This is a genomic window from Bacillus cereus group sp. BfR-BA-01356, assembly GCF_022663635.1.
GTDB classification, from domain to species: Bacteria; Bacillota; Bacilli; order Bacillales; family Bacillaceae_G; genus Bacillus_A; species Bacillus_A cereus.
The window spans coordinates 1-14,363 of record NZ_JAKUFX010000019.1; the positions used below are offsets into that span (position 1 = coordinate 1).

Below are 14,363 nucleotides of genomic sequence, written 5' to 3' on the forward strand. Positions count from 1 at the left end.
GACCATTATCTAGAAATATCTTGAGACGTCCAAGTATTTTCTTTATTACTGGACTCTTATTAGAGAGTAAAACTAAGCCTGAGATAGGGCTTAAATATTAATATACGAGGGTATTTTATTATGAAAGCTAGTCTATTTTTTCAAATTACATCATTAACTAGTAGTAAAGAGAGTAGAAAGGATAGAGCGATGTTTGGAGCAATTATACAGCAAATCGTATTAGGTATATCATTAGCTGCGCCAGTAGGGCCAATTAATATTGAAATGTTAAAACGAGGAATTGAACGTGGGTTTTGGCACGCTTGGGTTGTTGGAATTGGTGGAATGACTGCAGATGTTTTATTTATGCTTCTCATTTATTTCGGTTTATCTTCTGTGTTTATGTATACATATGTACAAGCCTTCATGTATTGCACGGGTTTTTTCTTGTTATTTTATTTAGGATTTCAAAGTGTAAAACAAGGAATTTTCGACTCGAATATGGAATATAAAAAAGAAGAGGTAGGTGGCCTTAAGCAATCGTTTATGGCAGGATTTTTAATTGCGATATCCAATCCATTAAATCTTGTTTTTTGGTTTGGTATATACGGAAGTACACTTAGCTCATTACTTACGAAGGTAACGAAACAAGAAGCTTTTTTGTACAGTCTTTGCATTATTGTTGGTATTATTTTATGGAATTTAAATATTGCTTTTTCTGTACATTTTGGAAGAACTTTATTAAAACCAAAAGCGCTTGGCTACATAACAGCCGGAGCAGGTATTATTTTAGTAGGTTACTCTATACATTTTGCATACAAAGCTTTACAGTTGTTCACATAAGATTGAAGGGGAGATTTTTATGTATCGAACCACTATTGACGGAAAAGAAATTATAATTACGTTAGCGCCAAAAATCCGAAAAGAAATTACTGATAGAAATCCACTATATGAAGCGGTATTTCATAATGCTGCAAGATTGTTACAAACAAAGCAACCGACGTTTGCAGTAAATCATGAAATATTTGGGCTCATTATTGGAGAAGTGCAAAGAGGAGAAGTAACAGTGTTTGCAGTGGAACATATTATTCCGAAGCAAAATATATTTGGACCAAACAATTTTTTCTCGACAATAGAACAGCAGGCAAATTTGTAAAGTGAATAGAATAAGAATAGAAAAGAAATAGTCGTAACGATATGTTGCGGCTGTTTTTTGGGAAAAGGGGGAAACAAGATGAAGAAAGTGGGGAAAGAGTTCTTTTTACAACATGATATCGTTATTATGTATAGCATTCTATTTGTTTTCATTATTATTTTAAAAATGCAATTTTTTACGTGGTTTGGCATGTTAGCATGTATGTTTGGGATTGTTTTCTATACACTTAATGAATATATGACACATCGTTTTTTATTCCATATAAAGCCACCTAAAAACACATTTCTATTAAAAATGTTAAGAAGATTGCATTATGATCACCACGTATATCCAGATGATTTAAAACTTTTGTTTTTACCTGTATGGTTTAGTATACCTAGTTTTACTATATATTTACTTATAGCATATGGTATTACAAAAAGTGTTACTATTACACTTTCATTTGGAATCGGAATGATTATTATGCTGCTCGTTTACGAATGGAAACATTATATTGCTCATAGACCGATTCGTCCCGTCACTAAGTTTGGAAGATGGCTAAAAAAACAACATATATTACACCATTATAAAAATGAAAAGTTTTGGTTTGGTGTTTCAAATCCAGTATTCGATTTTATATTTGGAACACTTAAAGACGGAAAAGATGTTGAGCTAAGCGAAACGGCTCGTAATTTAGAAAAGGAAAAAAAGACAAAAGTAGTGCGTTAAGCACTGCTTTTGTCTTAATGAGGATAAATAAGTAAAGTGTCACTTTATTTTGAAAAAGTATATTAAAAATTTAGGGGAAATTGCCGAAAAATGTCTATCAAAAAATCTTTGCATGAATGCATGGATTGTCTAAAATGAATATAAGTTTCTGAATATTTATAAAATTTAGTCTTTAGGTATGCAAGGGGGAAGTGTATTTCAAGTAAGAGAGGGGAACGGTTAATGAAACGAGACGATACGTCAGCACGTAAGTTGCAAAATGAGGTGAATTATACAGAGGTCGTTCAGTCGGAAGAATTTCAATTGTTATTAAATACGAAAAAGAAGTTTATCATTCCAATGAGTATTTTCTTTTTTAGTTTTTTTATCGCATTACCTATTCTAACATCGTATTCAAAGGTGCTTAATACACCTGCATTTGGAGACGTTACATGGGCGTGGGTATTTGCTTTTTCCCAATTTATCATGACATGGGCACTATGTATGATTTACAGCAAAAAAGCAGAATCATTTGATGAAATCTCCCGAAAAATTCTGCAAGATATGAAAAAAGGGAGGGGCTGAACTTGAATACTACTGCATTTGCACTATTTTTAATTATTGTTCTTGGTACGCTCGTCATAACCTATTTTGCATCGAAAAAAACGAAAAATGCGAGTGAATTTTATACGGCTGGAGGGGGATTAACTGGTTGGCAAAATGGTCTGGCCATTGCTGGAGATTACATGTCTGCTGCTTCATTTCTCGGTATAGCTGGAGCAATCGCATTAACTGGGTTTGATGGATTCTTTTATAGTATCGGTTTTTTAGTTGCTTATTTAGTTGTACTATATCTTGTTGCAGAACCGCTTAGAAATTTAGGAAAGTACACTTTGGCGGATATGATTGCAGCACGCTTTGATGCGAAAAAAGTTCGCGGAGTTGCAGCTCTTAATACGATGACGATTTCTATCTTTTATATGATTGCACAATTAGTTGGCGCGGGTGCACTTATTAAGTTATTATTAGGGATTGAATATACGACATCTGTATTAATCGTTGGAACACTTATGACGGTGTATGTTATTTTTGGTGGTATGACAGCAACGAGCTGGGTACAAATTGTAAAGGCTGTATTACTTATGGCTGGTACGTTTATTATTTCTGTTATCGTTTTCGCAAAATTCAACTTCAGCGTGACTGAAATGTTCGCTCAAATGAAAACAGCTACCCCTTTAAAAGATTCATTTTTAAATCCAGGTGTAAAGTATAAGGATGGTCTTGATACACTGTCTTTAAATTTAGGACTAGTACTTGGTACAGCTGGATTACCACATATACTTGTCCGCTTTTTTACAGTACGTGATGCAAAAACTGCACGTCAATCTGTCGTATATGCGACGTGGTTAATTGGTGCATTTTATATTATGACGATTTTCTTAGGATTTGGTGCGGCAGCGTTTGTAGGAAATGAAGCGATTATTAAAGCGAACCCAGCTGGTAATATGGCGGCACCTTTATTAGCCAAAGCGTTAGGTGGAGACTTCTTATTTGCTTTCGTATCAGCAATTGCTTTTGCAACGATTTTGGCTGTAGTGGCAGGTCTTGTATTAACAGCAGCATCAGCATTCGCTCATGATTTTTATAATGAAATCATTCGCAGAGGGAAATCAACGGAAAAAGAGCAAGTATCTATGGCTCGTTATGCATCTATTGGAGTAGCGATACTATCTATCATACTTGCATTATTTGCCCAAACATTAAACGTAGCATTTTTAGTATCATTAGCATTTGCAGTTGCAGCGAGTGCAAATCTACCAGTGATTTTATTTACAATATATTGGAAGCGTTTTAATACAACGGGCGCTATTTCTGGTATGATTGTGGGTCTCGTATCAGCTATTGTTCTCGTAGCGTTGAGTCCGAATGTTTGGAACCCTGTAGCTGGAAAAGCTATTTTTGTTGGGGAAGCGATATTTCCATATACGACACCAGGAATTATTTCAATTCCGCTCGGATTTCTTGCAGCATATTTAGGAACTGTTTTATCTAGTAAGAAAGAAGATGCAGCGAAATTTGATGAAATTCTCGTAAAATCTAATACTGGTCACGGTATTAGTGATGTGTCTTCACATTAAATAAAAGAGGAGCTTTTCGATAGATAAGAAAAGCTCTTTTTTCTTTTGTCATTTTCTTGTAAATATTACTGATTTGTAAGTAGGATTTGTCTTAATTTTGTGGAATGAAAATAGCAGGGAGAAATTTAAGTCATCATGGCACCAGCGCAGCTTTTGTGAAAAATAAGTTGTTATGGAAGGTGGAAGTAATGATGAAAACGAAGCAAACTGATGAATTATTAGCAAAAGATGAGCAATATGTTTGGCACGGAATGCGTCCCTTTAGTCCAAATAGTACAATGGTAGGGGCAAAAGCTGAAGGGTGCTGGGTTGAAGATATACAAGGAAAAAGATATTTAGATGGTATGAGTGGCCTTTGGTGTGTCAATAGTGGATATGGAAGAAAGGAGCTCGCAGAAGCGGCTTATAAGCAATTACAAACATTATCATACTTTCCAATGTCACAATCCCATGAGCCAGCTATAAAGCTTGCTGAAAAGTTAAATGAGTGGCTTGGGGGAGAGTATGTTATTTTCTTCTCAAATAGTGGTTCAGAAGCGAACGAAACAGCTTTTAAAATAGCAAGACAATACTATGCTCAAAAAGGTGAACCACATCGTTATAAATTTATGTCACGTTATCGTGGGTATCATGGGAATACAATGGCGACAATGGCAGCGACGGGACAAGCGCAGCGTAGATATCAATATGAACCGTTTGCTTCAGGTTTTTTACACGTAATACCACCGGATTGTTACCGTATGCCTGGGATTGAAGGGCAGCATATTTATGATGTAGAATGTGTGAAAGAAGTCGATCGTGTTATGACGTGGGAATTAAGTGAAACAATTGCCGCTTTTATTATGGAACCAATTATTACAGGCGGGGGCATATTAATGCCACCACAAGACTATATGAAAGCTGTTCATGAGACGTGTCAAAAACACGGTGCCTTGCTTATTAGTGATGAAGTAATTTGCGGTTTCGGTCGTACAGGAAAAGCATTTGGGTTTATGAATTATGATGTGAAGCCAGATATTATTACAATGGCAAAGGGTATTACGAGCGCATATTTACCATTATCTGCAACAGCTGTGAAAAAAGAAATATATGAGGCTTTTAAAGGTAAAGGAGAATATGAATTCTTCCGCCATATTAATACATTTGGTGGAAATCCAGCAGCTTGTGCATTAGCACTTAAAAACTTAGAGATTATGGAAAATGAAAATTTAATCGAGCGATCTGCGCAAATGGGTTCCCTTTTATTAGAGCAACTAAAAGATGAAATTGGAGAACATCCGCTTGTTGGGAATATTAGAGGAAAAGGCCTATTAGTTGGAATTGAATTAGTAAATGATAAAGAGACGAAAGAGCCAATTGATAACGACAAAATTGCAAGTGTTGTAAATGCTTGTAAAGAAAAGGGCTTAATTATAGGACGCAATGGTATGACAACAGCAGGGTATAATAACGTTTTAACATTAGCACCGCCGCTTATTATTTCAAGTGAAGAAATTGCCTTTGTTGTTGGAACGTTGAAGACGGCGATGGAACGTATTTAATAAATAGAGAGAGGAGCGAGCTTTAATATAAGGCTCGCTTTTGTTTAATAGGAGGGGACTTTTAATGGATAAATATGATCCGAGCAAACATTATCACATCGGATATTATGAAGACGGATATGATTTAGAAGTGACGGCGTACAAAAGAATAAATGAACCAGTTTGGGATGCTTATCTTCCGCACTATGAGGCAGACGATTTTTATAAGAAAGTGGAGGAAATGAAACTGGGTGAATATATAGATGATTATGGTATTAAGGTGTATTCATTTAGTGATGATATCAATGATGAAGAAGCACGAACTATTTTTGAAAAATGGTTAAAAAAGAACGAGATTGTTTAAAGATAAAACAAAAAGGAGATTGCTATCTTATAAAATAGCAATCTCCTTTTATTATAGTAAACTTATTTACTTGCTTTCATTGCTTTATCTTTTGCACCAAAAGTGTATTTTAACATTGGTGGTGTAATCATTGTAGTTAAAATAACGACAATAACGATTGCTGTAAAGTAATCTTGTGCCAATAGACCTGAAGAAAGTCCTGTTCCTGCAATGATAAGTGCAACTTCACCACGAGAAACCATTCCAGCACCGATAATTGCAGAAGACTTAGCGTCAAATCCAGTCATTCGTGCACCGAATCCACAGCCGATTAATTTCGTTAATACAGCGATAACAGTTAATGCTAAGATGAACCAAATTTGATTGCCGATACCGTCAAATGTAATATTCATACCGATACTAACGAAGAATACTGGAACGAACATAGCGTAAGCAATTGGTTCTACTTTCTTTTCTACTTCATGTTTGTAGTTTGTTTGAGAAATTGCAATACCAGCAGCGAAAGCACCGATAATACCAGCAATTCCTAATAATTCGCCGAAATATGCGAATGAGAAACAGATGATAAGGGCCGCGCTCACGATAGACTCAGATACGCGCAGTGGTGATAACCAGCGCATAATCGCAGGAACACCTTTCCATCCGATTAAAATAATAGAAGCGAAGAATACTACTTTCTTCAAGATAACCATTGTTAAGTTAACATCATCAGTACCTAAGAAGCTCATTGCAAATGCTAATAAAATAACGACAAGAATGTCATCAAATACAGCTGCGCCTAGCATAGTTGTACTTTCACGTGTTTTCATCTTTCCTAAATCGCGAAGTGTTTGAACGGAAATACTAACACTTGTCGCACATAAAAGTAATCCTAAGAATACAGCGTTTCCTTGTTCCATTCCCATAATAAGGCCGGAAACGTAACCACCTACGAATGGAAGAATGATACCTCCGAGTGCAACTGCTAAAGAAGAATTACGATTTGCGTTTAATTCTTCTAAGTCTGTTTCAAGTCCAGCCATAAACATTAAGAGAATAACCCCGACATTACTTAATTGAGTTAGAAGCTCTGAATTTTCAATCCAACCTAATACAGCTGGACCGATAACGATACCGACAATTAATTTACCTAGTACAGAAGGTTGACCTAATCTAACACTAAGATCACCAGCAAGCTTTGTACTTAATAAAATAAGTGCAATTTGAAAGAAAAATTCGAATTCCATCTGATCCTCTCCTCGTCATTTTTAATTTTATCATACGATTTCTCGGAATTTGCCTAATGAAAATATGTAAAACCCATTAAACAAAAGGGTCTGATTACAAGTTCTTTTGAACTCGTAATTTGAACCTGTAATTAATATATAATAGATTTTATAAAAAATCAATGAAAAAATGGGAGCTTTTTGAGGAAGAAGCTGTCTTATTGGGATATAGGTGTAAGAGTAGTGTGTGAATTTTATATGTATAAAATAGTATGAAGTCCTTTTCCATTACAAATAATAAAGTCTACATACTATTTCACGAACTATAACTGTGAAAGGGAGGATTTATAATTTGAAGGCATTAAAAAATAACTTGTCTATTGTTGCTTTAGGTGGAGTAAATGAAATAGGAAAAAATATGTATGCTATCCAATATGAAAATGATATTGTCGTCATTGATTGTGGATCTAAATTTCCAGATGAAAGTTTATTAGGGATTGATTTAATAATTCCAGACGTCACATATTTGCAAGAAAATAAAGAAAAAATTCGCGGTTTAATAGTAACGCACGGGCATGAGGACCATATTGGCGGAATACCATATTTTTTAAAACAACTAAATGTACCAATCTATGCAACAAAGTTAACGTTAGGTTTAATTGAAATTAAATTAAAGGAACACAATCTTCAAAATGATACGGAATTAATCGTTATTCATTCAGAATCAGAAATTGATTGTGGTTCTATTAAGGCAACTTTTTTTAAAACGAACCACAGTATTCCGGATTGTCTCGGTATTGTTTTTCATACACCAGAAGGTACTGTAGTACATACAGGTGATTTTAAATTTGATTTAACACCAGTAAATAATCAACATCCTGATATTCATAAAATGGCTAAAATAGGAAGTGAAGGTGTACTAGCTTTATTATCTGAAAGCACAAATGCAGAACGCCCAGGTTTTACTCCATCAGAAAGGTCAGTAGGAGAACGGATAGAGGAAATATTTATGAAAGCAAATAGAAAAGTAATTATTTCTACGTTTGCTTCTAATGTGAATCGTGTTCAGCAAATAGTTGAAGCATGTATAAAAACAAATCGAAAACTAGCTTTGCTAGGGAGAAGTATGGTAAATGTAGTAGAGGTTGCTCTAGAGAAAGGTTATTTACATATTCCAGAAGGTATGTTGATTGAAGCAAATGAGGTAAATCGTTTAGATCCAAAGCAGGTTGCAATACTTTGTACAGGAAGTCAAGGAGAACCAATGGCAGCTTTAGCGCGTTTAGCTAGTGGAAACTATAGACAAGTGGATATTTTACCAGAAGATACGGTTATTATAGCCGCGACACCTATCCCAGGAAATGAACGTAACGTTTCTCGAATTATCGATAATTTATTTGCATTAGGAGCAAAGGTGATTTACGGATCAGGTAGTTCTACTGGAGTGCATGTATCCGGTCATGCATATCAAGAAGAGTTGAAGTTAATGCTTACATTAATGAAGCCAAAATATTTTATTCCAATTCATGGAGAGTTTAGAATGCTACATCACCATAGTTTGTTAGCAGAATCAATTGGTATTGAAAAGGAAAATATCTTTATTGTACGTAATGGAGATGTTGTAGATATAAGTAATGAAGTGGCAATTCAATCTAGAAGAATACAGGCAGGAAATATATATGTAGATGGATTAGGAATTGGAGATGTTGGAAATGCATTATTACGTGATCGTAAACAACTTTCAGAAGATGGAATGCTCGTTATAGTTATTACTTTTAATAAAGTGGATGGAGAAATAATTTCAGGTCCAGATATTATTTCTCGTGGATTTGTCTATGTCCGTGATTCAGAAGAATTTCTAAGAGAATTAAATAAATTAGCTGTTATTACGATTAATAATTTAAAGAAAGAGAATGTGAATAGCTGGGGTATTTTGAAAAGGGAGGTAAGAGAAGCATTAGGGAAGTATATATATACAAATACAAAACGAAAGCCGATGATTCTTCCTATAATAATAGAGGTTTAATAGTAAAAAAGAATTCTCGTATGGGAATTCTTTTTTGTTTTGAAGAGAAAATGAACATATAATGAAATAAATAGAAATGGAAGGAAATAAAAGATGTTATTAAATAAACGTTTTACAATTGGAGAAATGGCGAAAATGCATAATATCGCAGAATCTACATTAAGGTATTATGATGAAAAAGGAATTTTTCATCCGTCCATTGTGGATCCTCAAACGAATTATCGTTATTATACAATCGATCAATTTTCACTGTTAGATACGATTAAATTTTTACGCCAGTTAAATATTCCGTTAAAGGAAATTAAGAAATATATTGATGAAAGAAATCCAGCATACGCACTCAATTTACTGGAAAAACAACAAGAGATGATGCTGAAGAAACAAAGAGAAATTGAGTATGCTTTGGCGAAAATGGAGCATAGAATTCATTTAATTAAGAAAGCAACAAAAGCAAAAGCTGAACAAATGGTAATTAAAGAGATTCCGCAGCGAAAAATAACAGCTATTGCGGTTGCCCCGAATACGACGGATGATATGTTTGAGTACTACATTCATTCGTTGCAAAAAAATATGAGGCAAATGGATGATAGTCTATTTTCAGGAGATATAGGTGTGACAATTTCCAAAAAAGCATTAATGCAAAAGGAGTTTCAAGCATATAGCAGCGTATTTATTCTTTTGGATTATATGCCGTATGAAGTGCATACTTCAGATGAAATTAAAGAAGGTTTATATGCTTGTTCTTATCATCATGGACCGTATGAAGAAACAGATGCAACGTACAAGGAGTTACTTACATACATTGATAAAGAAGGTTACGAAGTACATGGAGATTCGATTGAGATTGGATTGATTGATTGGTCTGTAACAGAAAATCCAGAGGAGCAAGTAACAGAAATTCAAATTCCTGTAGTAAAAAAATAAGATGAAAACCTTTGAATTGATTACAAATTTACATTCATTAATATAATTCAGTTACCTATTTTTTAATTCTCTCTTGACCTTCAAGTTACTTGAAGGTTTAAACTGTGAACAGAGAGTTGAAAAAGGAGCATAATAGTATGAAAGCAACAGAAAAATTAAGAGAAAAACCAATTAAAAGTTTATTTATTTCATATTTAATACCAGCCGTTCTTGGAATGGTATTAATGTCAGTGAATATTGTAATTGACGCGGTCATGATTAGTAGAGGAGTTGGGGCGAACGGTTTAGCAGGAGTAAACGTGGCTATTCCAGCGTTTTCGATTTTCTTCTCTATTTCATTATGGATTGGAATGGGCGGGGCAACGTTATATTCCATTGCATTAGGTGAAAATAAACGAGAAAGAGCAAGGTCTATTTTTACTCAATCCATGACGGTAGCAGTTGTTATCGTAGGGATTTTAGCAGCGATTTGCTTATGGAGAATAGAAGATTTAGCATATTTATTTGGTGCAAATGAAGTGATTCTACCATATGCGTTAGACTATTTACACGTATTATTAACATTTGGAATGATATACGTTTTAGAAAATATTTTAAGTACATTCATACGAAATGATGGAAATCCTAATTTAGCAATGGCTGGTCTTGTTGTAACAGCTGTATTAAATATAGTGTTTGACTATATCTTTATTTTTATCTTTGGATGGGGTGTAACAGGTGCTGCTTCAGCGACTATTCTTTCGGCAGCGATTGGTTTCCTTGTATTATTAACTCATTTCTTTAGAAAAAGTAGTATTTTAAAGTGGACGAAATTCCATTTTGAATGGGATACTGTCAAACAAATTATGGTGATTGGTTTCCCAAGTTTTACAGCAGAAAGTACGGTTGCAATCGTAACGATTGGTTTTAATATCGCATTCGTCCAATATGCAGGAGAAGTAGGAGTAGCTTCCTATGCGATGGTGAATAGTATTCATGCAATGACATTACTATTATTCTTTGGTGCTGGAGCAGCATTACAGCCAATTGCTAGTTTCCATTATGGGGCAAATTTATCAGAGAGACTTCGTGAAGGATTGAAGTTTGCTGTGAAAATTGCAGTTGTCCTCGGAGGCATTGCGATAATTGTCGGATTATTCTTCGGGAAATATATCATTGGTTTATTTGATGTTCAATCTCCAGAATTATTGGAGTTAACCTTAACAGGTATTAGCTTATTCTTTATCCAATACGTATTTTTAGGTTATAACATTGTGTATGGAGAGTATTTCCAATCAGTACGACAAACGAAGAAATCAGTACTTATTATAATGAGCCGAGGATTACTATTTATTATTCCATTGTTATGGATTATGCCGAAATTATTTGGTATAAATGGAATTTGGCTCGTTATGCCAGTTGCTGAAGTAATGACAGCAATTATCGTATTTACGATGAATCGCATGAAACATCCTGTGCCATTAAATATGGCAGGAGAGAAAGAAGCGATATGATGAAGAAAATCCCCTTAAGCAATTAAGGGGATTTTTTATTCCTTTAAACTAATCGCAAAAGATCCATCTGTTTCTTGAACAGAAGCAAAGGCAACGTTTTTAATATTTGTAATTCCTTTTTCTTTTAATTCTTTATATAACCATTTTTCATCTTTATGTATTAACTTTAAGTTATCGTATTGAATTTGTGAATCGACGATAAGTGCAATTGGTAATCCAGCATACTTAACTTCTATGTTTAAATCTTTTGGAGTTAATGGTACAAGTTCTCTTTTTGGTAAAATACTAATAGCGCCGTTCGCTTCTAAAATAGCGTATTCAATTTCATGAACACTTGGATATCCTGCAACGCGAAGATTAGAAAGTAGTTCTGCAATGGGGTATCTACTTTTTTGTAAGTTCTCAAAAATAATATCACCATGTTTAATTAAAATGATAGGGTGTCCAAGAATAAAACGATTTAGTTTGTTGAATAGGCTTAATTTTGTAAGAAGTAAATGTAAACATGTGATAACAACCATACCGAGAAATGCTTGTAAAGCACCAGAGACGGGTATGGCCTGGAAAGCTAAATAAGATAAAAAGATTATAGCCCCAAAATCATGAGGAGTTAGTTGTGCTAACGCGGATTTACCGAGTAACTTAAGCGATAGTAAAAATAAGATAAAAAAGAACGACACGTTACATAAAAAGAGAAGCAATAGAGACACTCCTTCGTGTAAAGTTGTACTTACTATTCCCGAAAGTAATATAAATATTACCTTTCAGAGGATAAATTAGGGTTTATTGGAATCTGTCTGTATACAAACAAATAAATGGATATTATCATGAAGGAAGTAAAAGAAAATAGGAGTATATGAATATGAGAAAGAAGAAAATAATGAAGGGCATTTTAGTTGTTATAATGATTTGCGCCGTGTATGCGGGTTTTTTACAATATCACATTTATAAGCATGGGCATATGAATGCAACCTACGATGCTGATTACATAATTGTACTAGGATCGAAAGTAAATGGGACGAAACCATCTTATTCATTGCAATATCGTATTGATAAAGCAGCTGAATATTTAAAATCACATGAGAAAACAATCGCTATCGTATCTGGAGGACAAGGAAAAGGCGAAGACATTTCAGAAGCATTAGCAATGAAACAAGGACTAATAAAACAAAATATCGCAGAAGACCGCATTATAATGGAGGACAAATCTACGAGTACAGATGAGAATATTACATTCTCAAAACCGTTAATTCCAGCCGATATGAAAAAAGGTATGATCGTAACAAACGATTTTCACATGTTTAGAGCGAAAAAAATAGCGGCCAAACAAGGTTTACAATTAGAAGGTCTTCCGGCAAAAACACCGAAACCAATCATCATTCCATCGAATGTACGAGAATATTTAGCAATTACAGAGTATTGGTTTATGAATCGAATATAGTGAAAGTGATCCCGTCTGAAACTCAGGCGGGATTTAGTTTGAGGAAAATCTTACAAATATGTCACGTTCGTGAAAGGTAAAGCGATAGTTTCTAGAATGATTTCCTGACATAATGAAGGTAACAAAAACTATTTAGAGGTGAATCGGATGAAAGGAAATAATATTTTATCTTCGTTATGTTACTTTAGTATCTTTTTTGCACCATTTTTACTACCAATTATCGTGTACTTTGTTGCAGAAGATGAAGTGAAGTATCACGCGAAAAAAGCATTTTGGTCACATGTTTTCCCATACGCAATCTTATTTGGAGGACTAGCAGTATCAGGCATGTACGGTTTAGGTTTCAATCAATCTGACGGTGCTGGAATTGGAATGGCTATCACATATGCAGTGTTCATTCTTGTAGGAATTTACTACTTCATTTGGAATATCGTAAAAGGTATTAAAGTTTTGAAAACGGCGTAATATGATAAGTGTAATTTCATTTACCGTATCGATAAACGTTTTAAAAAAGAGCAGTTCAAAAAGAATTGCTCTTTTTGTGCTTATAAGTTGTGAAAATTGAAAAAGATATGTTAATTTTTCATTATGAAGAGAAAAAAGGAGTGATTTTCATGAATGAGATCATACATAAGATGGAGCAACATGTTTCAGTTCGTAAATATAAAGAAGAATCAATTCCGAAAGATGTAGTAGAAAAGATGGTGCACGCTGCGCAACATGCAGCTTCATCACATTTTGTACAGGCGTATTCTGTTATATATGTAACAGATCAGGAATTAAAGGCTAAACTAGCAGAGCTATCCGGAAATCGTCATGTGAAGGACTGTGCAGCATTTTTTGTTTGTTGTGCAGATTTAAAACGACTTGAAATTGCATGTAAAAAACATAGTACAGAGATAAAGCATGAGGGAGTAGAAGACTTTATCGTTGCGACGGTAGATGCTTCGCTTTTTGCGCAAAACTTAGCACTAGCAGCAGAATCGTTAGGATACGGTATTTGTTATATTGGTGGTATTCGTAATAATCCGAGAGAAGTGAGTGAACTGCTTCATTTACCTGATAAAGTATATCCTGTATTCGGAATGACAGTCGGCGTACCAGATGAAGATCATGGAGTGAAACCACGTTTACCAGTAGCAGCAATCCTTCATGAAAATGGATATGATGAAAAGAAATATGATGAATTATTAAATGAATATGATGAAACGATGAGCGCGTATTATAAAGAAAGATCATCAAACAAGAAAAACGTAACATGGACGGAATCAATGAGTTCGTTTATGTCTAAAGAAAAAAGAATGCATATGAAAGAGTTCTTAAGTGAAAAAGGATTAAATAAGAAGTGAGTAAAGAGGCAAACCTGTGATGTAGGTTTGTCTTTTTTGGAGGAGAAAGGTCATTGTCTTCGAATAAGTATAGAGGGAGGG

Annotated in this window: 15 protein-coding genes; 13 read left to right on the forward strand and 2 right to left on the reverse strand. The window is 34.4% G+C overall.

Going from position 1 to position 14,363, the window contains the following annotated elements; all coding sequences use genetic code 11:
• Positions 1-120: 120 nt before the first annotated feature.
• The 7 genes from MR168_RS09395 to MR168_RS09425 all read left to right on the forward strand — a co-directional run bounded on the left by MR168_RS09395 (position 121) and on the right by MR168_RS09425 (position 5,844).
• Positions 121-822: a LysE family transporter gene (locus MR168_RS09395; RefSeq protein ID WP_000647917.1), complete on the forward strand. Its 702-nt coding sequence runs from the start codon at positions 121-123 to the stop codon at positions 820-822.
• 19 nt (positions 823-841) lie between these two features.
• Positions 842-1,135, forward strand: a complete 294-nt coding sequence (locus MR168_RS09400) for a hypothetical protein (RefSeq protein WP_000286361.1) — start codon at positions 842-844, stop codon at positions 1,133-1,135.
• A 78-nt stretch (positions 1,136-1,213) separates the two neighbouring features.
• Complete coding sequence (locus MR168_RS09405; RefSeq protein WP_000755401.1) at positions 1,214-1,843, forward strand: sterol desaturase family protein; 630 nt, start codon at positions 1,214-1,216, stop codon at positions 1,841-1,843.
• Positions 1,844-2,065: 222 nt separating this feature from the next.
• Entirely contained in the window at positions 2,066-2,407 is a 342-nt protein-coding gene (locus MR168_RS09410; RefSeq protein WP_025709227.1) for a DUF485 domain-containing protein, read from the forward strand.
• Positions 2,408-2,409: 2 nt separating this feature from the next.
• Positions 2,410-3,960 carry a solute symporter family protein gene (locus MR168_RS09415; protein WP_001098243.1) on the forward strand — a complete coding sequence of 517 codons (1,551 nt, stop codon included), beginning with the start codon at positions 2,410-2,412 and terminating at the stop codon, positions 3,958-3,960.
• A gap of 191 nt (positions 3,961-4,151) precedes the next feature.
• Positions 4,152-5,501 (forward strand): aspartate aminotransferase family protein, encoded by a 1,350-nt coding sequence (locus MR168_RS09420; RefSeq protein ID WP_140159367.1) that lies wholly within the window; start codon positions 4,152-4,154, stop codon positions 5,499-5,501.
• Between the two features lie 64 nt (positions 5,502-5,565).
• Entirely contained in the window at positions 5,566-5,844 is a 279-nt protein-coding gene (locus tag MR168_RS09425) for a DUF3986 family protein (RefSeq protein WP_016122203.1), read from the forward strand.
• Positions 5,845-5,906: 62 nt separating this feature from the next.
• Here MR168_RS09425 and MR168_RS09430 read toward each other — a convergent pair whose 3' ends face one another.
• A complete protein-coding gene (locus MR168_RS09430) occupies positions 5,907-7,070 on the reverse strand; it encodes a cation:proton antiporter (protein WP_000393889.1) in 1,164 nt (387 codons plus the stop codon).
• Between the two features lie 331 nt (positions 7,071-7,401).
• Here MR168_RS09430 and MR168_RS09435 point away from each other — a divergent pair, with 331 nt between their 5' ends.
• The 3 genes from MR168_RS09435 to MR168_RS09445 all read left to right on the forward strand — a co-directional run bounded on the left by MR168_RS09435 (position 7,402) and on the right by MR168_RS09445 (position 11,492).
• Entirely contained in the window at positions 7,402-9,075 is a 1,674-nt protein-coding gene (locus MR168_RS09435; protein ID WP_000645618.1) for a ribonuclease J, read from the forward strand.
• 93 nt (positions 9,076-9,168) lie between these two features.
• On the forward strand, positions 9,169-9,999 hold the full coding sequence (locus tag MR168_RS09440; RefSeq protein WP_000925932.1) for a MerR family transcriptional regulator: 831 nt from the start codon (positions 9,169-9,171) through the stop codon (positions 9,997-9,999).
• 137 nt (positions 10,000-10,136) lie between these two features.
• Positions 10,137-11,492 (forward strand): MATE family efflux transporter, encoded by a 1,356-nt coding sequence (locus MR168_RS09445; RefSeq protein ID WP_242291240.1) that lies wholly within the window; start codon positions 10,137-10,139, stop codon positions 11,490-11,492.
• Positions 11,493-11,527: 35 nt separating this feature from the next.
• Here the strand turns inward: MR168_RS09445 and MR168_RS09450 are convergent, their stop codons facing one another.
• On the reverse strand, positions 11,528-12,193 hold the full coding sequence (locus tag MR168_RS09450) for a DUF421 domain-containing protein (RefSeq protein WP_000923924.1): 666 nt from the start codon (positions 12,191-12,193) through the stop codon (positions 11,528-11,530).
• Between the two features lie 161 nt (positions 12,194-12,354).
• Between MR168_RS09450 and MR168_RS09455 the strand changes: the two genes are divergently transcribed.
• The 3 genes from MR168_RS09455 to nfsA all read left to right on the forward strand — a co-directional run bounded on the left by MR168_RS09455 (position 12,355) and on the right by nfsA (position 14,282).
• Positions 12,355-12,933, forward strand: a complete 579-nt coding sequence (locus tag MR168_RS09455; protein ID WP_006928736.1) for a YdcF family protein — start codon at positions 12,355-12,357, stop codon at positions 12,931-12,933.
• 147 nt (positions 12,934-13,080) lie between these two features.
• Positions 13,081-13,398 carry a magnetosome magnetite crystal formation protein family gene (locus tag MR168_RS09460; RefSeq protein ID WP_000678055.1) on the forward strand — a complete coding sequence of 106 codons (318 nt, stop codon included), beginning with the start codon at positions 13,081-13,083 and terminating at the stop codon, positions 13,396-13,398.
• A 149-nt stretch (positions 13,399-13,547) separates the two neighbouring features.
• Positions 13,548-14,282: an oxygen-insensitive NADPH nitroreductase gene (nfsA, locus tag MR168_RS09465; protein WP_016122206.1), complete on the forward strand. Its 735-nt coding sequence runs from the start codon at positions 13,548-13,550 to the stop codon at positions 14,280-14,282.
• Positions 14,283-14,363: the final 81 nt, after the last annotated feature.

Coding starts and splice junctions, on each gene's coding strand:
- MR168_RS09395 (WP_000647917.1), top strand. CDS start 121: ATGAAAGCTAGTCTATTTTTTCAAATTACATCATTAACTAGTAGTAAA.
- MR168_RS09400 (WP_000286361.1), top strand. CDS start 842: ATGTATCGAACCACTATTGACGGAAAAGAAATTATAATTACGTTAGCG.
- MR168_RS09405 (WP_000755401.1), top strand. CDS start 1,214: ATGAAGAAAGTGGGGAAAGAGTTCTTTTTACAACATGATATCGTTATT.
- MR168_RS09410 (WP_025709227.1), top strand. CDS start 2,066: ATGAAACGAGACGATACGTCAGCACGTAAGTTGCAAAATGAGGTGAAT.
- MR168_RS09420 (WP_140159367.1), top strand. CDS start 4,152: ATGAAAACGAAGCAAACTGATGAATTATTAGCAAAAGATGAGCAATAT.
- MR168_RS09425 (WP_016122203.1), top strand. CDS start 5,566: ATGGATAAATATGATCCGAGCAAACATTATCACATCGGATATTATGAA.
- MR168_RS09430 (WP_000393889.1), bottom strand. CDS start 7,070: ATGGAATTCGAATTTTTCTTTCAAATTGCACTTATTTTATTAAGTACA.
- MR168_RS09440 (WP_000925932.1), top strand. CDS start 9,169: ATGTTATTAAATAAACGTTTTACAATTGGAGAAATGGCGAAAATGCAT.
- MR168_RS09445 (WP_242291240.1), top strand. CDS start 10,137: ATGAAAGCAACAGAAAAATTAAGAGAAAAACCAATTAAAAGTTTATTT.
- MR168_RS09455 (WP_006928736.1), top strand. CDS start 12,355: ATGAGAAAGAAGAAAATAATGAAGGGCATTTTAGTTGTTATAATGATT.
- MR168_RS09460 (WP_000678055.1), top strand. CDS start 13,081: ATGAAAGGAAATAATATTTTATCTTCGTTATGTTACTTTAGTATCTTT.
- nfsA (WP_016122206.1), top strand. CDS start 13,548: ATGAATGAGATCATACATAAGATGGAGCAACATGTTTCAGTTCGTAAA.